The organism is Streptomyces sp. CBMA29 (assembly GCF_014596445.1).
Taxonomy (GTDB): domain Bacteria; phylum Actinomycetota; class Actinomycetes; order Streptomycetales; family Streptomycetaceae; genus Actinacidiphila.
Genome location: NZ_MECL01000088.1, coordinates 33,605 through 54,718 on the forward strand (window position 1 = coordinate 33,605; position 21,114 = coordinate 54,718).

The 21,114-nt window shown below is 70.6% G+C and carries 9 protein-coding genes and 3 pseudogenes; 5 read left to right on the top strand and 7 right to left on the bottom strand.

Annotated features, from left to right (window positions below; all coding sequences use genetic code 11):
• Positions 1 to 35: 35 nt before the first annotated feature.
• From BGM09_RS13610 to BGM09_RS37670, 3 genes and pseudogenes are all read right to left on the bottom strand, one after another.
• The gene (locus tag BGM09_RS13610) at positions 36 to 857 is read right to left on the bottom strand and encodes a hypothetical protein (protein ID WP_223186813.1); all 822 of its coding nucleotides are present in this window, start codon (positions 855 to 857) and stop codon (positions 36 to 38) included.
• A gap of 15 nt (positions 858 to 872) precedes the next feature.
• Positions 873 to 1,037 (bottom strand): annotated as a pseudogene (locus tag BGM09_RS37665) (RHS repeat-associated core domain-containing protein); the annotation flags it as partial.
• Between the two features lie 268 nt (positions 1,038 to 1,305).
• A pseudogene (locus tag BGM09_RS37670) lies at positions 1,306 to 1,398 on the bottom strand (DUF6193 family natural product biosynthesis protein); the annotation flags it as partial.
• A gap of 56 nt (positions 1,399 to 1,454) precedes the next feature.
• On the opposite strand from BGM09_RS37670, the gene BGM09_RS13615 reads away from it, so the two are divergent.
• From BGM09_RS13615 to BGM09_RS13625, 3 genes and pseudogenes are all read left to right on the top strand, one after another.
• A complete protein-coding gene (locus BGM09_RS13615) occupies positions 1,455 to 1,907 on the top strand; it encodes a hypothetical protein (RefSeq protein WP_188281805.1) in 453 nt (150 codons plus the stop codon).
• 105 nt (positions 1,908 to 2,012) lie between these two features.
• Positions 2,013 to 2,309, top strand: a pseudogene (locus BGM09_RS13620) (transposase); the annotation flags it as partial.
• 292 nt (positions 2,310 to 2,601) lie between these two features.
• On the top strand, positions 2,602 to 3,036 hold the full coding sequence (locus tag BGM09_RS13625) for an NUDIX domain-containing protein (RefSeq protein WP_188281842.1): 435 nt from the start codon (positions 2,602 to 2,604) through the stop codon (positions 3,034 to 3,036).
• Positions 3,037 to 3,304: 268 nt separating this feature from the next.
• Here the strand turns inward: BGM09_RS13625 and BGM09_RS13630 are convergent, their stop codons facing one another.
• On the bottom strand, positions 3,305 to 4,120 hold the full coding sequence (locus tag BGM09_RS13630; protein ID WP_411158301.1) for an IS701 family transposase: 816 nt from the start codon (positions 4,118 to 4,120) through the stop codon (positions 3,305 to 3,307).
• 151 nt (positions 4,121 to 4,271) lie between these two features.
• Between BGM09_RS13630 and BGM09_RS13635 the strand changes: the two genes are divergently transcribed.
• Positions 4,272 to 5,438 carry an FG-GAP-like repeat-containing protein gene (locus BGM09_RS13635; RefSeq protein ID WP_223186815.1) on the top strand — a complete coding sequence of 389 codons (1,167 nt, stop codon included), beginning with the start codon at positions 4,272 to 4,274 and terminating at the stop codon, positions 5,436 to 5,438.
• A gap of 49 nt (positions 5,439 to 5,487) precedes the next feature.
• On the top strand, positions 5,488 to 5,688 hold the full coding sequence (locus tag BGM09_RS13640) for a hypothetical protein (protein ID WP_188281806.1): 201 nt from the start codon (positions 5,488 to 5,490) through the stop codon (positions 5,686 to 5,688).
• On the opposite strand, the gene BGM09_RS13645 is transcribed toward BGM09_RS13640, so the two are convergent.
• From BGM09_RS13645 to eccCa, 3 genes are all read right to left on the bottom strand, one after another.
• Positions 5,670 to 6,557 carry an RICIN domain-containing protein gene (locus BGM09_RS13645; RefSeq protein ID WP_188281807.1) on the bottom strand — a complete coding sequence of 296 codons (888 nt, stop codon included), beginning with the start codon at positions 6,555 to 6,557 and terminating at the stop codon, positions 5,670 to 5,672. The genes BGM09_RS13640 and BGM09_RS13645 overlap by 19 nt on opposite strands.
• A 383-nt stretch (positions 6,558 to 6,940) precedes the next feature.
• The gene (locus tag BGM09_RS13650; protein ID WP_188281808.1) at positions 6,941 to 16,783 is read right to left on the bottom strand and encodes a hypothetical protein; all 9,843 of its coding nucleotides are present in this window, start codon (positions 16,781 to 16,783) and stop codon (positions 6,941 to 6,943) included.
• Complete coding sequence (gene eccCa, locus BGM09_RS13655; RefSeq protein WP_188281809.1) at positions 16,776 to 21,095, bottom strand: type VII secretion protein EccCa; 4,320 nt, start codon at positions 21,093 to 21,095, stop codon at positions 16,776 to 16,778. Before eccCa ends, BGM09_RS13650 begins: the two co-directional genes overlap by 8 nt.
• Positions 21,096 to 21,114 lie beyond the last annotated feature (19 nt).

Here is a 21,114-nt window from a genome sequence, read left to right on the forward strand (position 1 = left end):
TCCAATCACATATTGCACTTTTTGCATTTCAGCTATCAAGCGACGCCATCTTCTCCACTACCTTCTAGGAGCTCTTCAATGATCCGCGAAGGATCGACAGGACCGCCCGCTGGACCTCCATCCGCTCCTTCACAATGACAGGGACCCGTGTAGGAGCTCCCACCCGACGTTCCTTCATCGTTGCCCCCTACCGGATCCGGATTAGGCGCGGGAGCACCAAATGAACCGGTATTAAGATCGGGAGACCCAGCATTTAGCGTGGACCCGGATAGGTCGATTATTTCATCATAGAAGCTGGACGACTCCTTGATTATCGTCACTCTGTCAAGTTTGAAATCTGTATTCGAAACAGCTTGTACTAGATCACGCACCTGCCCCTCATCGACATTCTTCATATTTACGACGACTTCATCACCTTGGCCCTCCTTGTTTTTAATGGATCGCAGTATAGGACTTACGTCATTCTTCTGGGTAGCGGGAGTGTAGATGTCGACTGCGTCAACCTTAGTCAGCAACCCATTGCGCCATGTGAGGCGTACTAGGTCCGCCGTTCCACTGCCCTTCCTTGAACCTTTGATCGGATTTACCGGCAGATATTGCTGCCCGCTCCCTCCATCGCTTCCGTCGGAGTAGTCCCCTCCTGACCGCAGCGCAGAATTCAGATACTTTCGCGTGCTGACTTCGTCTGCGCTGATTCCCTTCTCTTCGCCAATCCGATAGCTATTACCACGGCCATCCTTAACTACATCAGTTCGATACTCTTTGCTGTATTTGACGCTAGGGAAGTTTTTGCTGTAGTAATCCTTGATTCCTTTGGCATTCCCGAATCCCAGGCCGGAATTGTCATCGTAGAGCATTTCTCCGGATGGATCGGATGCGTTGCTGGGTGCGTTGTCAGCGTAGCTATAGCCATTCCATTGCTGAGGGCGGTCGGTGTCCAGCAGCGGGTCGGGGCCAAGGAAGCGGCCGAGGGCGGGATCGTATTCGCGGGCGCCGAGGTTGGTGAGGCCGGTGACGGGGTCGGGGGTGCCTCCGACGTAGCCCTGGTCGCCCGGCCAGTCGCGGGGCGCAAGAAGTTGACGCCGCGTACGGCGAGTGGTGGCGGCTGGAGGAGCCGTTCACGGCGGTGCGCAGCGCGGGCAGGTCGGGCGTGGGGTGCGCGTACTTCGCCGCCGTCGCCTCTCCCGCCGCTTCGGACAAGGATCAACGGGACACTGCGTGCGGACGGCGTGTGTTCACCGGCTTTGCGACGTCTGTGGGACAGCGAGTTCGGGAGCCCACCGTGACGGCGCTGGTGCGTGACTGTCACGTGCCGAGCGAGACCGGGCCGAGGCCGGCCGGTAGGTGGTATACGGCCATCGCCACTGCCTCCTGTGGCATGGCGAATCGGCCTAGTACTCCAGCCGTAGATCGTGATCATGGATGTGAGGGTCGGTCGTCGGTAGCCTGCGCGTGTGGCTGAGACCTGGAACGAAGTGCAGCTGATCTCGGACGGCTTCGAGCGTGTGTACGTCGAGTTGGAGTGGTGCAGCGGACCTCGTACCGGCCTCGCCGACGTCGACGGCAGGCCCCACTATTTCCAGGACCACGACTGGGAGGACGCCGACGAAGCGGACGAGTACAGCGTTTGGCCTGCGAGCAACACGGTCGTGAGGCTGGAGCGCGAGCAGTGGGCGATCTTCGCCAGGTGGAACGAGCGCGATGACGCGGGCACGGTGAGGCCGGAGACCTATCCCGGGCAGGGCGGGATCGACGCCCGCTACGACGAGCTGACCCTGCTTCTGGCGCCGTACCGGCAACTGCCGGACGATGCGAGGCGACTGGTCGGCGAGGTGCGGTTCGACGCCGGGGCCCGCTATCGGGTCGAGGGGCTCGACTACTGGATCCGGTGGCGTCCAAGCAGGTGAGGCCGCCGTTGATCATTAGGTGTTGTGTGGACAACCAATGATCACCCGGCGACCTCGGACGCCAGCGTAGTGCCTGCCCACTGGCAGGAGGCATTCGAGGGCGTGATGAGCCGAATCGCAGGCCGGTTCGCCCGAGTTGAACCCCGCCGCCGGGTGCGGCGACTCGTCTCCGGTCTGCTGTCAGACCTGCTGTGGAAGAACTTCTGGACCCTGGCCCAGCACGCGGGCGACTCCACTCCGGACGGCATGCAGCACCTGCTCCGCCGCGCGAAATGGGACGCCGACGCGATCCGCGACGACTTACGCGCCTACGTGGTCGAGGACCTGCACGACACCGAGGCCGTGCTCGTGGTCGACGAGACGGGCGATCTGAAGAAGGGCACGGCGACTGTCGGCGTCCGCGCCGACGAACACGCCCGCCAACCCATCCCCGACAGCCTGATCCCGCTCACCTGCAAATAGATCCAGCGCCTATTCGTCACACTGGTCGTCCGGCCCGTCCACGACACAGCACACCGGCTCCGCTGGTCCCACTGGCGACGCCGCCACCAGGCTCGGCCCCAAGCAAGCCACTATCATCGCCAGCAGTGCGCAGTCTGTGGTGGGCGGCCCGCACCAGTGAAGCCGGGCAGACCACCACTCTCGGGTCTCGTGTGACTGGCTATCGGATCACTATGGTGAGCGGGTGAACTCCATGGCTCTTCCCGACAGGCCACCTGCCGCCGAGCCGCGCGGAGCAGTTGCGATCATCACCAACGGACGCGGCGAACTCCTTCTGCACCTGCGCGATGACATCGAGGGCATCGCCTGGCCGGGGCACTGGAGCCTGCTGGGCGGCAGTTGCGAACCCGGCGAGATCCCAGCCCAAACAATCGTCCGCGAGCTCAACGAAGAAGTCGGCCTTGCCCTTGATGGCATGACTGAGCTCTTCGAGATCCAGGACCCCACCAACGCCAATAAGATCCTCACCGCCTTCGCCGCCTCATGGGACGGCGACGAGACCACCCTGGAACTTACCGAAGGCGTAAAGCTGCAGTTCTTATGCCCCGAAGACCTGCCGGTCCTGAACATCCCGCCATGTATCCGCGACGGCATCTATCGCTTCCTCAACGCCCAATCGGGCGCCTGACGCCCACTCCGACGGGCGGGAACGCCCGAAGCCAGGCAGACCCCCAGCGCGATCACGATCTACAGCTGGAGTACTAGTACTCCAGCTGCACTTCTCTATATACCCTGGTCAGGAGGCTGCTTCTGAGTCTAGTCGGCTGACGCGGCGTCAGGGCGGCGGCGGTTCGTGACTCACCCGATCGGAGAGCCTTAGGCGCTGGTAGTGGTGATGCCGGGCGATGGCCTGGTGGTGGCGGCGCCAGTTGGACATGCCTCGGCCGGTGCGCCGCTCAGGGCATGGTCGATGCGCCAGCTGCCCGCTGGTGTCTTGACCTGCTGGGACTTGGCACCGCCAGGACGTAGCCCACGCCGGCGTCCTCCAGCATCCGCCGGAAGTGCCGCTCCTGCCCGTAGGCCGCATCCGCGGTCACCCAGGCGATCCGCAGCGTGGAGTCCAACGCGCGCCGGACCGTGGCACGTGCGAGTTCCGGCTTGGTCGCGAAGGACTTGCCCTCGGAGATCCGGGCGGCGCGGCACCGGCCGGGATCCTCGGTCCAGGACTTGGGCAGATAGAGCTCGCGGTCCACCAGGGCCCGGCCCTTGTCGGAGGCGTAGGAGGCGAACACTCCGATCTGGCAGTTCTCCGTACGCCCGGCCGTCCCGGAATATTGCCTTTGCACCCCGGCTGAGACGGTGCCCTTCTTCAGGAAGCCGGTGTCGCCAACGATCAGCACGCCGTCCGGCTGCCCGAGCCGCTTGACCACGTACTCCTGCGGGTCATCGCGGATCCCGTCCGGTTCCCACTGGCACCACGACGGCAATCGCCGCAGACCGTAGCGGGAGCCATGGCCCGCATGCTCGGCCGACTGCCAGCTGTTCTTCCGGCCCACCGGCCCCGACAGGCCGCGCACGTAGTCCCGCATGTGCCGACGCGACTCGACCCGCCCGAAGCGTTCGCCCACCCGCAGTAGCAACGACCCCAACTCGGCATCCCACAGGCCTGCTTCGACATCGCTCTCCGACTCGGTGACGAGGCTGCCACAGGCGGCACCGTCGGGGTACAAGACGTCGGGGTACGAGACGTCGGGATCAGGAACGGCCGGCACGGCTCCTGGTTGTGCCCGAGGCGCCGGTCCCCGTGACGCGCGGACCCGGCTGGACTGGGATCCGCGGCGATCGGCCGCGGTGCGTGTTCAGGGCTGAGCTATATTCACGGGTCGTGTCTCCGTGGCGGGGGCATTTGGGGGGAGCGTGGAGATGCGCAGGGCAACGGTGCGGCAGTGGGCCATGGCGACGGCCGGGGCGGTGCTGGGGGTGCTGCCCGCGGCGGTGCCCGCTCAGGCGGCCTCGGGGGATGCCACGTGTCCGAAGGGCTACTTCTGCGGGTGGACGGGTGATGAGGCCACCGGCAGCATGATGAAGACGAAGACGGACCTGTCGTCCTTCGGATCCTTCAACGGCAAGCTGAAATGGACCGACAACCGAACGTCGAGTTACGCGTGCTTGTACGGCACCGACGGCACCGGAGCCTGGGACCTCCCGAACTCGGAGGGCGGGGGGCCGTATCTGAAGGCGATGACGTCACTGAAGTTCCACAAAACCGAACGCGAGTGCACCTGGCCGGCGTACGGGCCGTGGGTTGATGTGAAGAGCCCGGAAAGGGCTGGGTTCGGTGACATCGACGGGGACGGCCGGGCGGATGTGCTGTCCCGTGATCAGGCGGGGCGGCTGTGGTTCGCGCCCGGCGACTACAGCGGCCGTCTGATCGGCTCCGGCTGGAACTCCATGACGGCGATGACCCGGCACGGCGATTTCACCGGTGACGGCATCGAGGACCTGCTCGCCCGGGACAAGGACGGGAAGCTGTGGCTGTACCCGGCCACCGGCCGCGGCGGCTTCATGGCGCGCCGCCTGATCGGCCCCGGCTGGAACACCATGACCTACATCGCAGCCGCCGGCGACCTCACCTGCGACGGCGAGAACGACCTCCTGGCCGCGGACAAGGCCGGGAAACTGTGGCTCTACCCCGGCACCGGCCACAGCCACCTCATGTCCCGCCGCCTGGTCGGCGGCGGCTGGAACACCATGAACGCCCTCACCGGGCCCGGCGACCTCACCGGCGACAAGAAGAACGACCTCCTCGCCCGCGACACCACCGGCAAACTCTGGCTCTACCCCGGCACCGGCCACAGCACCTTCGGCACCCGCAAACTCATCGGCCCCGGCTGGAACGCCATGGACTCCTTCATCAGCGTGGGGGACACCGACGGCGACGGCATCAACGACCTCAACACCGTCACCAACGGACAATTCCGCAATGGGCAAGTCGGCCGGCAGGTGCTGTACTCCGGCACCGGCCACGGCACCTTCCGCCCGGCGAAGGAACAGAGTTACGCGTGGTACGAGCTCAACGGCACGTTCTGAGCTCCGCCCTGTTCTGCCTGTCCCGCGAGACCGCTCCCCCGCCGGACAGATGTACTTCCTGCGCGGTGACGGGCGCGGGACGCTGATCGGCGGCGGCTGGAACGCGATGACCGCCGTCAACCGGCACGGAGACCTCATCGGCGACGCGGACGGCGACAACGTCAACGACCTCTACGCGACCTTCGACGACGCCCCCGCGTTCTACCAGGACCTGGGAAGCGGAGGCGCGGGTCAGGCGGAGGCGGGGTAGAGGAACCAGCGGGACTCGTCGTTGGTGCCGCAGGTGTCGATCATGAGGCGGCGGTCGGAGCCGCCGGAGTTGACGTTGCCGGGGCGGATGCAGAGATTGCCGCTGATGTAGCTGCGGATGTGGACGGCGCTGTTGCCGACGGGTTCGAGCCACCAGAGCTGGTTGTCGCCGAGGGTGCCGTCGCAGTTGGCCTCGTTGAGGGTGGTGCCGGCGGGCTGGGCACCGTGGTTGGGCATGTCGAGGCAGAGATCGTCCTTGGCGTTGACGAACAGGACGAGGTCGGTGCCGCCGGGGCCCTTGCCGACGGGCTGGACGCGCATGTTCCAGATCTGGTTGTCGTTGCTGGTGCCGTCGCACTTGTGGGTGTTGACGGGCCCGCCGACCTTGCCGGCGCCGTAATAGGGGATGTCGGCGCACAGTGCCGTGGCGGCGTTGAGGAGCAGCGCGGTGGAGGGGTAGACGGCGATGGTCGGCGTGGGAGTGGCCGCCTTCTTGGTCTTCTTGGGCGAAGGAGTCGGCGAGTGGGTGATGTGGACCGGCGGCTTGGGTGTGGCGGAACGCGACGGCTTCGGTGTCGGCGTCGGCTTCGTCACGGTCGGGCTGACGGACCCCGTGGGGAAGTGGGCCAGCCGGTCGGCCGCCTTGGTCTGCGCGGCCGCGAGCTCCTTCGCGTCCTGGTCGGCCTGGTGGCCGCGCCAGGCGCCGATGCCCATGGTGGCGCCCGCGGCGAGCGCCAGTACGGCCGTGGCGCCCGCGACCCTCGAGCCCAGCCGGGAACGCTCCCCCGGCTGACGGGCACTGGTCGTGAGCACCTCGATGAACCGTGCCCGCCGCCGCCGCTTCGCCTCGTCCTGATCGGTGTCGCTCAACGCCCGTTCCCCACTCGCAGAGAGTCCAACAAAGAGATGCCCATCCGTCAGACGCGTATGAAGGCCCTCAGGTCACACCCGGCCAGTGAAGCACCGGGACCGAGGCCGACGGCCGTCCCCGAAACCGGATGGGCACGGATTGGGCACGACATGAGCAGAAGGACCGGCGGGACGGCGACGCCCGGCCCGTGCGGCGTCCACCGGCCGCGTGCCATGCGCGGCCGTGCCCGTACCGCCTGTTGAGCGGAGTCCCCCCACTCCCCTTGCGCACCACGAATATCACACGGCACGCGAACCCCGCTACGGTGGTTCCCCTCGCGGATCCGGTGCCGGTGCGGGCACCGGATCCGCCGGGGTGTCCGGGGCGATCGGCGCTCTCGCCCTCACCGCCTCGTGACCGGGCGCGGTTCGGAGCCGAAGAAGACCTCGGGCGCCGGTTCGCCGCCGGCGGCGGGCCGGTGCCGCGGGCCGCTGGACGTGCCGAAGCCGAGTCGCAGCGGCACGGACGGAGACGCGGACGGGACGGTGGCCGCCACGTGCCGGCCGGGTGCCGAGGGCGCCGGAGCCGGAGCCGACTCCGGTGCCGACAGCGGCGGTACGGGCGGTACGGGCCGCTGCTCCGGTACGGCGTCGACGGGCTCGGTCGCCGCCCACCGCGCGGTGTACGGAGCGGGGTCCGCCTGTTGGAAGAGCAGGACGGGGCGGCCGTCCTCCGGTCCTGTCGTCCAGGGGGTGCCGTCCGGCGTCAGTACGGTGAGCCGGAGCCTGAGCACGGGTGCGGCCACCGCCAGGACGAGCCAGTCCGCGTCATCGGACCCGGTCCCCGTACGGACGGCCTCGACGGCCTCTTTCTCGGAGCCGACGAGCGGCGCCGTCCGTCCGGGGGCGGTCAGGCCCGTGAGCGACGGCCACAATCGCCGTTCCCCCGGCGGCCGTTGCGCGTCCGCCACGAGCGCGTCGGCCAGGGTGACCCGCAACTCCTGCGACCCGGCGGGCCGTCCGTGCCCCACGAGCCGTCCGCTCTCCACCGGCGCGACGGCGGTCAACGCGTGTGTCACCGCGTCCCCTTGGTCGAGGATGTGGAGCGGCGCCAGCCCGCGCTCGGCCAGCCGGTCCTCCTGCGAGCGCGCGGGGGACGGCGGTTCGGGTGCGGCGTGCGACGGACGTACGGCCACGGGCGTCGCCGGTACCGAATGGGACACCGGCACCGGGCCCGTGACAGGGACCTCGTACGTGGCGGGGACCTCGTCCGTGACAGGGACCTCGCCCGTGACAGGGACCTCGCCCGCCGCCGGGGCCTGATCCGCCGCCGGGGCCTGATCCGTAGCGGGCTCCTTGCCCTTCCCTGACGGAACGTCCTCGCCCGCGCCCACGCGCGGCGCCGCGAAAGAGGCGCCGTCACGAGGCGTCACGGGAACGTGGACCGCCTCGTCCCCCGGCATGAACGGCACCATGTGCAGGCCGTCGCCGGAGGGCACCGGCAGGTACGCGGCAGCGGACGGATCGAACTCGTCCCATACCTCGGCGACCTGCTCGATGTTCCCGACCTCACCGATCCAGCCGCTGTCCCCGTACATGATCATGCCGGTCGGGGTGTGGATGAAGTCGTCCCCGAAGCTGACCCAGCCGCCAGGTGACAGCACGGTGCCGTCCGGCAGCCTGATCCAACCGCCCGGATCGGCCTCGTAACCCAGCGGCCGTGACGACGAACCCGCCCCGGCCGGAGGAAGCGGCAGGTCGAACACCGCGAACTCGCCTGGCCCGGCGGCCGTCCGCGGACCCGCCGCAGAAGCGGGACCGCGCACCGGACCCCGCACCAGACCCGTATCGGATCGGGGCTCCATGATCGTGATCACCCGACCGACGAGCCACTGCGCCCGGATCGGATCGATCCCCACGTCCGGCGAACCGCCGCGCAGTCCGTACCAGTTGCCCGGCAGATCCCGCGAGCCGCTCGGCCGCCCCGACGAACTTCCCGGCCGCCCCGACGAACCGCTCGGACGGTCCCAAGACCCGCTCGGCTGGCCCGACATACCGCTCGGCTGCCGCGACAGTCCGCTCGGCCGCCCCGACGACACACTCGACCGCCGCGACAGGCCGCCCGGCTGGCTCAAGGACACGCTCGACCGGCGCGACGAACCTCCCGGCCGGCCCGAAGACCCGCTCGGCCGACCCGACGAACCGCCGCTCGGCCGGTTCGAGGCGGGGCTCCGAGGGTGCCGGTACGCGAAGTAGGCGTCCCAGGCGCGGCCGGGCGGATACATGTTCCGGACGGGCGACGGCATCGCGAGGTCCTGGTACATGTTGTACAAGCCCTCGTAGTAACTGGCGGCGACAGGCGTACCGGTGAAGTCCATGATGTTGAGGATCGCGCCCGTGTCGATCTGGTTGAGACCGACGTTCAGGTAGTCCACCCCGTCGTGCGGGAGCGGAACGGCCCTCGGGGTGATCGACGGCGCGTTGCGCGGACCGACCAGGAACGGGAAGGGGAAGGCGGGGTCCCCGGCGAAGATCGGAGTCGCGTTCACCTCCCACGGGTCGAGCAGGACGATGTTACGAGGCCGCTCCGGATAGCCGACCGCGATGAACACGTGGTCGGTGTACGGCGCGACGGCTTGCAACGGATGCTCGCCCGGGTGGAGGTTGAGGGGCACGTGCCAGATCCCCATCCCCGGGGGAAGCTGCCTCCGGTTCAGGAGGACGTAGGTCAGGGCCGCGTGCTCACCGCAGTTGCCGGTGTTGACCAGCGACGCCTGGGCCGCGCTCTGCCCCAACGACTCCTGGATATTGCGGGGTTGGACACGAGGAACCTGACGGGCCAGGTGGTTGCGCACCAGGAGCGCCCCGCCCGACGCCGCGACCGCGGACGCCTGGTTGGACTGGCCCCCGTGCAGGATCTCGCGTACCCCGGCGAAGATCTCATGGCCGAGGTTCATCAGCCACAGCTCGTTCTGCAACGGCTCGGCCGGCAGCATGTCCAGCGGAAGGGGGTCGCCCATCCCCACCCGCCGCCCGCCGCGACTCGCCGCCTCGGCCGCGTCCCGCTGCGCGTAGTACTGGGTGTGCCACTGCACGGACTGACGGTTGTGCTGCTCGATGGCGAACCACTGCTCGGGCGCCATGCCGGGCGGCGGAGCCGTCGCGGTCGGTACGTAGAAGGGGGCGGGCTGCCAGATCGGCGGGCGGGGTGAGGCCGGCGCGTCCGCCATCACCACGTCCTCCGGCTCGAAGGAGCGCGCAGGCGGCCGAATCGGCCCCGCGGACGGCGGATACGGCTGCCGGCTCGACCCCGACGACGGGGGGTACGGCTGCCGGCTCGACCCCGACGACGGCGGATACGGCTGCCGGCCAGACCCCGCAGAGGGCGGATACGGCTGCCGGCTCGACCCCGACGAGGGGTACGGCTGCCGCCTCGGCTCGGTGAAGGAGGACTCCCTGCTCGGTCGGCGGGTGAACCCGGAGGAAGGATAGGACAGCAGGCCCGACCGCCGCACCGACCCGGAGGAGGGATCGGACCGCCGGCTCGACCGGCGCCCCGAAGACGACACCGGCGGCCTGCTCTCCTCCCTCGGAGGATCGGTGTAGACGGACGTCCTGGAATACCCGCCAGAACCCGAATACGACGACGAGCCACCGCGCAGCACCAGCGGGTGACCGACCACGAGCGTCTGGGCGATGGCCTCACCGCGCGGGCCCAGCGGCATACGCTGCCGCCATTCGGGCAACAGCGCGTGCAGTTCCGGCACATCGGCCAACGTCACCCGAGGGTGCGCCGGGTCCAGCCGGCGCAGCTCCCGGTTGATGTCCAGAACCAGAATCACCTGATCGAAGTGGCTCAGGTCAGAACCGTGCCCGGACGCCTCCGTCGAGGAAGGCGACGGCGCGGCGGACGGCACCGGTACGGGCGCGCGCACCGGCACCACCGGCAGACCGGCGGGCGGCCAGGTCGTCGCGGAGGTGTCCTCCCAGTCGGAAGTCCCGCCCGTCGCGGGCTCCTTGCCCTTGGCGGACGGACCCGCTGTGCCGGATGTGCCAGCCGTGCCCGATGTACCGGTCGGCACGGTGCCACGGGGCCCCGGCGTTTCGGAGCCGGGGTGCGCCACCGGGGCCGCCGCCTGCGTCTCCGAGTCGGTACGGGGCCGCAGCGGGATGTGAACGGCCTGGTCGCCGGGGCGTACCGGCACCATGTGCAGGCCGTCCCCGGAGGGCACCGGCAGGTGAGGGGCCGCGGACGGGTCGAAGTGGTGCCACATCTCGGCGATCTGCTCGATGTTGCCGACCTCGCCGATCCAGCCGTTGTCACCGTGCATGATCGCACCCGTGGGGGTGTGGATGAAGTCGTCCCCGAAGCTGACCCAGCCGCCAGGTGACAGGACAGTGCCGTCCGGCAGCCTGATCCAACCGCCCGGATCGACCTCGTACCCCAGCGGGCGGGACGACGAAGGCGTGTCGGCCGGGGGAAGCGGCAGGTCGAACGACGCGAACTCGCCGGGCCCACCGGTCCTGCGCGGACCGGTCTCCGGCGCGGGACCGCGTACCAGACCCGTGCCGGAGCGGGGCTCCGTCAGCGTGACCACACGCCCGATGTTCCACTGTTCCCGGATCGGATCGATCCCCACGTCCGGCGAACCGCCCAGCGTGCGGGCCGGCCCACCCTGTTGGTCCCACGGCATGCTCGGCCGCCGCGAAGAGCTGCTCTGCCGACGCGACGAACTGCCCTGCTGCCCCGAAGAGCCACTTGGCTGACGCGACGAACCGCTGGGCTGACGCGATGAGCCACTCGGCTGGCGCGACATGCCGCTCGGCTGCCTCGACAGCCCGGCCGGTCGCCCCGAAGAGCCGCTCGGCCGACCCGACGAACCGCTCGGCCGGATCAAGCCCGACGGCTGACCCGACGGACCGCCCGGCCGGATCAGGCCGGGCGGCTGACCCGCTGGACCACTCGGCCGGATCAGGCCGGGCGGCTGAGGGTGCCGGTACGCGAAGTAGGCGTCCCACGCGGGGCCGGCCGGATACATGTTCCGGACGGGCGCGGGCATCGCGAAGTCCTGATACATGTTGTAAACGCCCCGGTACTGACTGGCGGGGATAGGCGCGCCGGTGAAGTCCATGATGTCGTGGACTTCGGGCCCGATCTGACGGCGGCCGATAGCCAGGTAGTCGATTCCGTCATTCGGCAGGAGCACGGCCCGCGGGGTGATCGACGGCGCATTGCGCGGACCGACCAGGAACGGGAAACGGAAAGCGGGGTCCCCGGCGAAGATCGGAGTCGCGTTCACCTCCCACGGGTCGAGCAGGACGATGTTACGAGGCCGCTCGGGATAACCGACCGCGATGAACACGTGGTCGGTGTACGGCGCGGTGGGGTTGTCGCCGCGTTCACCCCAGTGGAGATTCAGCGGCACGTGCCAGATGCGCATGCCGTCGGGCAGCCGGTGCTGGTTCAGGAGCGTGTAGGTCAAGGCCGCGTGCTCACCGCAGTTGCCGGTGCAGGTGATGGACGCCGTGGCCGCGCTCTGCCCCAGTTGTTCCATGGGACTGCTGGCCTGGTGCCGGGGAGCGACCTGACGGGCCAGAGAAAGGCGTACTTGGAGCGCCCCGCCCGTGGCCGCGACCGAGGACGCCTGATTCGACTGGCCCCCGTGCAGAATCGCGCGTACGTCGGCGAAGATGTGATGACCGAGGTTCAACAACTCGATCTCACGCGGCAACGGCTCGAACGGCAATGTGTCGTGCGGAGAGACCGGAAATCCTTGATTTCGCAGGTTCTGCCGAATCGCCTCTTCCTGAAGACCCATCCGCTGGTAGTAGTCGCTGTGCCATCGCTCGGATATCCGTTGGGCCTCAAGGATTTCGTGCCATTGGCCGTCGGAAATACCGTGGGGCCGAACGGTGGCGGTCGGCGCGTAGAAGGGGGCGTGCTGCCCTGGCGGCATGTGAGGTGCGGGCATCGCGCGGGGCGGGGGCGGCGGCGCGTCCGTCATCTCCACGTCCCTGAAGTCGGAGACGGGGGTGGGCTGCCGGCTGGGACCCGAGGAGGGGTACGGCTGTCGGCTCGATCCCGACGACGGCGGGTACTGCTGCCTGCCGGACCCGGACGGCGGGGGGTACGCCTGCCCGCGCGACCCGGAACCGGGCTGCCTCCTCGGCGCGGAGGCGGGCGGCCCGCTCGGTCGGCGGCTGAACCCGGAGGAGGGATAGGACAGCAGGCCCGGCCGCCGCACCGACCCGGAGGAGGGATCGGGCCGCCGGCTCGACCGGCGCCCCGAAGACGACACCGGCGGCCTGCTCTCCTCCCTCGGAGGATCGGTGTAGACGGACGTCCTGGAATACCCTCCGGAACCCGAATACGAGGACCCGCCGGGGAGCGACAGGGGACGGCCGGTGACCATCGTCTGGGCGATGGCCTCACCGCGCGGACGCAACGGCATACGCTGCCGCCATTCGGGCAACTGCGCGTGCAGGTCGTCCACGTCCGCGGGCCGCACCGGAGGACGCCGCGGATCGAGCCGCTGCAACTCCCGGTTGATCTCGTGCGCCAGTACCGCCTTGTCGAAATCGCTCAGGCCGGAACCGTGGCCCGACCCCTCCTGCTCATGCGGCTGTTCACCCGGCGGCACATGTTCCGAGGGGGGCGCCGCCTCCGTGGCGGGCTCTTTGCCTTTGCCCTTGCCCTCGTCGGTCGCGGGCTCTTTGCCTTTGCCCCCGTCCGTGGCGGGCTCCTTGCCCTTGCCCTTGTCCGACGAGCCGGGGGCCGGTTCGGTGGTGGTCTCCGACGTCGACTTGCCGTTCTGGGACTGCTTGCCCTCCTTGCCCGCGGGCGCGGGCGACTTGGGCTCGGTGACCACCGTGGCCGGCGGGTCCTCCTTCGTATGCGGCGCGGCGGCCGGGGGTTCCTTGCCTGCCGGCGGTACGGTCTGGCCGCCGTCAGGCCGACTGCCCTTCCCTGGACCGGAGCCCGTGCCGGAACCGGGCTCGTGCGGCGTCGGCGCGGTCTCGATCTGCGTGTGGCTGCTGTTGCCCTGGTTGGGCCGCACATTGCCGGGGCCGTCGCCCGAGCTCCCGCTGCCGGAGTTCGACCGGCCGCCCGGCAGGTCGTCGAGCGTCACCGGGCCCTTGTAGGCGGTGCTCTTACGAGGCGCGGGCGGCAGTTTCGGTCCGCCGCCGTGCGAGCCGTCGCCCCGGTTGCCGGAACCGGGCGGCTTCCACAGGCCGTTCGGGTCCGGGATGCCGCCGCCGAGGCGGTGTCCCGGATTCTCCATCGGGTCGGAGTTGACGGGTTTGGACGACGTCTCCGACGATCCGCCCTGACCCGGCTCCTTCCACACCGAACCCGGCGCGGGCTTTCCGCCGCCCAAGGTCCGGCCGGGGTTCTCCATGGGGTCGGAATGCAGCCCCGACCCACCAGAACCCTGCGGCTTCGACTCCGGCGCGGGGAACGGATTCTCACCCGGACCACCCAGCCGACGACCCGGATTCTCCATCGGATTCGGACTCAACGGCGCCGCCGACGACTCCGACGAACCGCCCGAACGCGGCTCCTTCCAGCCCGAATCCGGCGCGGGCTTTCCGCCGCCCAAGGTCCGGCCAGGGTTCGCCATCGGATCGGAATGCGACCCCGACCCACCAGAACCCTGCGGCTTCGACTCCGGCGCGGGGAACGGATTCTCACCCGGACCACCCAGCCGACGACCCGGATTCTCCATCGGATTCGGACTCAACGGCGCCGCCGGCGACTCCGACGAACCGTCCGAACGCGGCTCCCTGCCCGGCGCCGGCTTCCCGTCGCCCAGCGTCCGGCCGGGGTTCGCCATCGGGTCGGGTCCGGTGCCGCTCGAAGCCGGGGGCTTCGATGTCCCGCCCTGAGAATTCCCGCCGCGGGGATTCCCGCCCTGGGAGTTCTCGCCCTGGTGATTCCCTCCTTGGGAGTTGCCGCCCTGAGAGTTGCCGCCCTGGGAGTTCCCGCCCTCTTTGCCGGGGGGTACCGGCGGTTTGGGCGTGGGGGCCACCGGGGTCGGCTGGGTCTCGCCCGGAGGCGGCGCGGTCTCCGTCGTCTCCTTCCGGGGAGGCGGCGCGCTCTGGCCGCTGTCGGAGTGACCGCCCTTGCCGGAACCGGAGTTCGTGCCGGAACCGGGCTCGTGCTGCGTCGGCGCGGTCTCGATCTGCGTGTGGCTGCTGTTGCCCTGGTTGGACCGCAGATTGCCGCCGCCCTCGCCCGAGCCCGCCGCGTTGCCGCCCTTCTGCGAACCGCCCGGCTGGTCGCCGAGCGTCGCGGGCCTGTCGTGGCCGGGACCCGTACGCGGATGGGCCTTCGGCGCGGGCGGCGCCGTCGATCCGCTGTCGCGCGAGCCGCCGCCGTGACCGCCGGAACCCGGCTCCTTCCAGACGCTGTTGGGGTCCGGCTTGCCGCCGCCGAGGCGGTGCCCCGGCCCGTCCATCGGATTCGACCCGCCCGGCCCGCCGGGCTTCCCGTCGTTCCCCGACCCGGACGATCCGTCCGCTCGGCCGTGGGACGGCGTCGCCGGGTGGTTGTAACCGGTCCCGGTCGGCTGGGCCTTCGACGGGCCGTTGCTGCCCGGCGCGTCCGGATTCGGCTCCTTCCAGACGCTGTTCGGGTCCGGCTTGTCACCGCCCAGGCGCTGCCCCGGCCTGTCCATCGGATTGGTGGAGCCCGATCCGTCGGGACGGCCGTGGGAACTCGTCGCCGGGTAGTTGTAACCGGGCCCGGTCGGCTGCGCCTTGGCCGGGCCGCCGCCCTCGGACTTCGTGCCGGGCCCGGGGAACGGATTCTCACCGGGGCCGCCCAGCCGCCTGCCCGGATTGTCCATCGGGTTCGGGCTCAGCGGCTTGGACGATCCGCCGGACCCGCTCGAATCGCCGGAACTCTCGCCGTACGGACGCTCCTTCACTCCGTGCGGGTTGGCGGGCGGAGCGCCCAGCGTCTTGTTCGAGTCCTTCGAACCGCCGGGCGAACCGTCGCCCTTGCCCGAGGAACCCGAAGAGCCCGACGACCCGTTCGAACCGCCGTCACCGTACGGACGGGTCTTCACACCGTGCGGGTTGGCCGGCGGAGCGCCCAGCGGCCTGCCCGGGTCGGACGAACCCGGGCCGTCGCCCCTGCCCGAGGAACCCGAAGAGCCCGACGACCCGTTCGAACCGCCGTCACCGTACGGACGGGTCTTCACACCGTGCGGGTTGGCGGGCGGAGCGCCCAGCGGCCTGCCCGAATCCTTCGAACCCCCGGGCGTGCCGTCGCCCTTGGGGGCGGGCAGGGGCGCGCCGACGTCGCTGGAGTGGTGGCCGGGTCCGCTGTTGGTGCCGTTGAACTCGCCGCCGGAGGAGTTCTTGGTGACGATCGGTCCTGACTCGGGAGCGTGGCCGCCCCTGGACGATCCGTCGGTGATCGGGTTCGAGTGGTCGCCGCCGCCGAGCCGCGGCGGGGGCTCGCCGACCGGGAACTTCCCGCCGCCGCCACCGCCGCTCAGCGGTTTGCCGCCGATCGGCGTGGGAGGCGGAGGTGAGACGGGCGGCGGGGCGCCGGTCTTGGGGCCGGTGCCCGGCTTTCCGGGGCGCGGGGTGTAGTGGAAGGCCCCGAGCCCGCCGCCGATGCCGCCGAAGGCACCGCCGATGCCCAGGCTCCACGCCTCCATGCTCCAGTCGATGTCGTAGTCGGTGCCGGCGATGTCCGCGCCGATCTTGCCGACGGCGAGGTCGAAGGCGAGGTTGGACGCGGCGCCGATGACGGCGCTGCCGGTGATCTCGATGACCGCGGTGGCCACCGAGCCGATCCGGGCGGCCACCTGGGCCATGATCGGGATCAGCCGGGCCAGCAACTGGCCGATCATCGCGAGCAGTCCGCTGAGCAGCGGGCCGAGGGCGAAGAACACGGCGCCGAGCAGGGCGCCGAGGATGTCGGCCCACATCGCGGCGTTGAGCTTCTTCGCGTACTCCGCCGCGGCCTTGTGCAGTTCGTCGGCGTAGCGGTTGATCGTCTGGCCGATGGTCCAGGCGGTCTCGGCGGCGCTGTCGATGGTCGGGGCGACGCCGTCCTGCCAGGCAAGCCGCGCTTCGTCACCGGCTTTGCCGGTCATGCCGAGCTCGGAGACGTAGCCGTTGACGGCGACCTTGCGCTCGTGGAGGTCGTCGCCCATCCGGATCCAGGCGTTGCCCAGTTCGTAGATGTCGTCGAGCTTGATGGTGTTGAGTACGGAATCCGCGTCAGCCATGGTCGGGGCCGCTTTCCTCGGGCGTACCGCTGCTACTCGGACGGGTGCTGCTCGGACGGGTGCTGTTCTCGGGGCCGCCGCCCAGGCGGGTCACCGGTCCCGTGACGTACCGGGCCACGTCGGGCTGCCCGGCGGCGGGTTCGGGGGAACCCGGATCGTCGCCGTGCCCGGCCACGACCCCCGCGGGCACCGGCTCGACGGCGGGGGCCGTTGCGCCGGGGGCCGTTTCGTCCGGGGTCTGTTCGCTCAGCTCGTCGATGGCGACCTGGACGATGGCGGGGACGGCGGAGCTGCGGCGGATCAGCGTGCCGCGGCCCGGCTGGCGGCGGTAGGCGCGCTGGTCGCCGATCAGGACGCCCTCGCGGTGGTCGCCGGACAGCAGCAGCCCGTCGGTGCCGATCTCCTTGAGCTTGCTCAGCAGGGGGTCGGACAGCAGGGCGCGGCTGGCACCGCCGACGCGCCGGGCGATCACGAGGTGGAAGCCCAACTCGGCGGCCTGGGGGATGAATTCGGCCAGCGGGGCGAGCGGGCCGTGGCCCATGCCGCCCGCGGCCAGGTCGTAGTCGTCGGCGACGACGTACAGCTCGGGGCCCTGCCACCAGTCGCGCGCGGCGAGTTGGGTGGCGGTGACGTCGGCGGGGGGCATCCGGGTGCGCAGCGTCTCGGCGAGGGCCTGCGCCTGGGCCGCGACCAGGTCGGCGTTGCCGCCGCGGGCGCCGATGTACTCGTCGGGCACCGTGCCCAGCAGGCTGTGCCGGTAGTCGACGACCATGAAGCGCAGGTCGCGGGCGCTGTGTTGGGCGGCCAGGCCGCGCATCCAGGCGCGCAGGAACGCGGTCTTGCCGGAGCCGGAGTCGCCGAAGACGACGAAGTGCGGGGCGTCGGCGGTCAGGTCGAGGCCGACCGGGCGCTGGTCGGACTCGCGCAGGGCGATGGGCACTTCGCGGGCGCCGAGGGCGGGGCCGTGGCCCTCCCAGCGTTCGGCGGGCGGCAGCGCGGCGGCGGCCGTCAACTCGCGGACGGTGATCCGCGCGGGCAGGACGCGCAGCGCCGGGGCGGCGGGCCGCCGCCAGCTCTCGGCGAGCCGGGCCACCAGCGACTGCCCGGCCTCGGCGAGCCCTTCGACGCTGTCGACGGCGTCGAGCCGGGGCAGCGCGACGTGGTGGGTGAGGCCCGCGGCGGCCAGGCCGCGGCCGGGGATGCTCTGGCCCAGCGCGCGGGCGGCGGGGCGGCTGATCTCGGACTCGGTGGGGTCGTTGAGCCGCAGTTCGAGGCGGCCGGGGATGCTGTCGCGCAGGCCGATCCGTACCTCCGCCCAGCGGTTGGCGGTCAGCCAGAGGTGGACGCCGACGCCGAGGCCGCGGGTGGCGATCTCGGTGAGGGTGGCGACCACGTTCTCGTCGGTGGTGTGCAGGGCCGCGAGGTTGTCGACCACCAGCACGACGTCGGCGGAGCGTACGCCGTCGGGCACTTCTCCCGAGGCGCGGCGGGCGCGCAGTTCGGCGGCGGACTGGATGCCCAGGTCACGGAACATCTGCTCGCGCGCGGTGACCAGGCCGGTGACCTCGGCCAGCACCCTGCGGACCCGCTCGTCGTCGCGGCGGCCCGCGATGCCCGCCACGTGCGGTGCGTCGCCGAGTCCGTGCAGCGAGCCGCCGCCCATGTCGATCCCGTAGAACTGGAGCTCGTCGGGGGTGTGGGTGAGCATGGCGCTGAGCATCGCGGTGCGCAGGAAGGTGGACTTGCCGCTCTGCGGGGCGCCGACCAGGGCGATGTGGCCCTGACGGCCCGCCAGGTCCAGTACGAGGGGCTGCTGTTCCTGCCGGGAGGGCACGTCCAGCACGCCGACCGGGAACTTCAGCTCGCCCGAGTACGGCCACAGGGCGCAGCGCAGGCCCAGTTCCGGGTCGGTCTCCGGTTCGCCGAGCAGCGGGTCGAGGGTGAAGCACGGGGGCAGCGGCGGCAGCCACACCTGGTGGCCCGCGGTGTCCTTGTCGGCCAACCGCTCGACGGCGAGCTGGAGTTCGGTCGAGCCGCCGTCCGGGTCCCAGTCCCAGCCGGGCGTCTCGGCCTCCTCCGCGGTGAGCGGCGCGAGGTCGCCGTGCACGGCGAAGGGCACGGGTTCCAGGGCCGGTCCGGCGCTGTCGGCGTCGTGGTCCTGGTAGGGCGCGGAGACGTACGCGACGCGGAAGCGTTCATAGACCGACTCGTCCACCTTCAGGTAGGCGGAGCCGGGGATGGCGGGCAGGGTGTACGCGTCGGAGGTGCCGATGACGGCGCGGGACTCGGCGGCGCTGAAGGTGCGCAGGCAGATCCGGTACGACAGGTGGGACTCCAGGCCGCGCAGCCTGCCTTCCTCCAACCGCTGGGTGGCCAGCAGCAGATGCATGCCGAGCGAGCGGCCGACCCGGCCGATCTGCACGAACAGGTCGATGAAGTCGGGGCGTTGGGAGAGGAGTTCGCCGAATTCGTCGACGATGATGAGCAGGTAGGGCAACGGCTCCAGCGGTTTGCCGTTGATGTCGGTGGCGCCCGCCGCCTGCCGCAACTGGTATTCGCGGACGGAGTCGACGTTCCCCGCCTCGCGCAGCATCCGCTGTCTGCGCTGCTGTTCGCCGCGCAGCGCGTCGCGCATCCGGTCGACGAGCGCGAGGTCGTCGGCGAGGTTGGTGATCAGGCCGGAGACGTGCGGCAGTTCGGTGACGCCCGCGAAGGTGGCGCCGCCCTTGAAGTCGACCAGGACCAGGGCCAGGTGTTCGGGGGCGTGGGCCATGGCGAGGCCGGTGACCAGGGTGCGCAGCAGTTCGCTCTTGCCGGAGCCGGTGGCGCCGACGATCAGTCCGTGCGGGCCGATGCCGCCCTGCGCGGACTCCTTGAGGTCCAGGGTCAGCGGTTCGCCGGTGCCCGTGACGCCGATGGGGACGGAGAGCAACTCCCTGTCGTCGGGGGCGCGGCGCAGGGCGGCCGGGTCGAAGTGGGCGATGTCGGGGACGCCGAGCATGTCGGAGAGGGAGACGTGTTCCGACAGGACCTGTTCGCGCTCGCCGGTCAGCCGCAGCGGGGCCAGCGAACGGGCGGTGGCTTCCAGGACGCCGGCCGCGACCTCGTCCACGGCGGCCTGCTCGACGGCGGCGTGCAGCGCGGCCGTACGGCCTTCCAGCGCGAGGCCGCCGCGTGCGTCCGTGCGGGCGCGTACGTCCACCCGGCCCGGCTCCGAGCCCTCTTCCTCCACCAGGCAGACCACGTGCACGCCCAGGTCGGGGCCCGCTTCGGTGAGCAGGTCGGACAGCAGCGCCGAGCGGGCCCACGGCGCGTCGGGCTCGTATCCGTCGAGGAAGACCACCACGTGGCTGCGGGGCCTGGTGTCGCGCTGGGAGACCAGGCGGGCGTTGCGTTCGGCGCGGGCGGCGACGGCCCGGTCGAGGGTGGCCTGGAGGTGGTCCTGGAGGCCGGCGAGGTCGTCGGCGAGCAGCGGCACGACTTCCTGTTCGCGGCGCTGGGCCTGCTGGTCGGGCTGCTGGGCGTGCGGCAGCCACTTGGCCCAGTCCCAGTCGGAGTTGCCGCCGGTGACGACGGCGATCCGCACGTCGTCGGGGGCGTGCAGCACGGAGAGCTGGAGCAGCAGGGCCTGGGCGAGCTTGCGGGTGCGGTCGCGCGGGCCCAGCAGGCTCACCACGCCCGCGGCGCGCAGGTCGAGCCAGGCGGCCTGGTCGGCGACGGTGCCGTGGGCACGGATCAGTTCGGCCGCGGCGTGCTGGCAGGGCGTGTCGACGTCGATGGTCGGGTCGTTCTGCCCCGGCATCTGGAGCGCGTCGGCCGCCGCCACCGTGCCGGTGCCGAGCCTCAGGTGCAGGAAGTCGTCGTCGCCGGGACGGCGTTCCCACACCCGGCGGCGGCGGGTGGCTATCGCCCAGAGCCGGTCCGGGTGCGGGTGCCGCCAGGCGTCGGCGGCGCGCTGGCCGAGCTGCGAGCGCATGACCTGCTTGCGCACCCCGGCCAGGTACTCCAGGTACCGCTCCCGCTGCCGGTACTGGTTGCGGCGGCGGTGGCTGCGCAGTTGCATCCGGACGCCGATGGTGATGCCCACGGAGACCACGACGAAGGCGATGCCCAGCAGGATCATCCACGCCTTGCCGTAGGCGATCATGTACGCGGCCATGCTCATGCTGGACAGCAGGGGCAGCAGGAGCATCAGCCAGCCCGCGGCGCCCTGCGGCTGTGGCCGCTGGGGCAGGCCGGCCAGTTTCGTCCGGCCCTCCGGCATCGGCGGGGGCGTGATGCGGACGGGGCGGTGGAAGGGGATTCGACTCACGATGGCTGCCTAGCGGGCT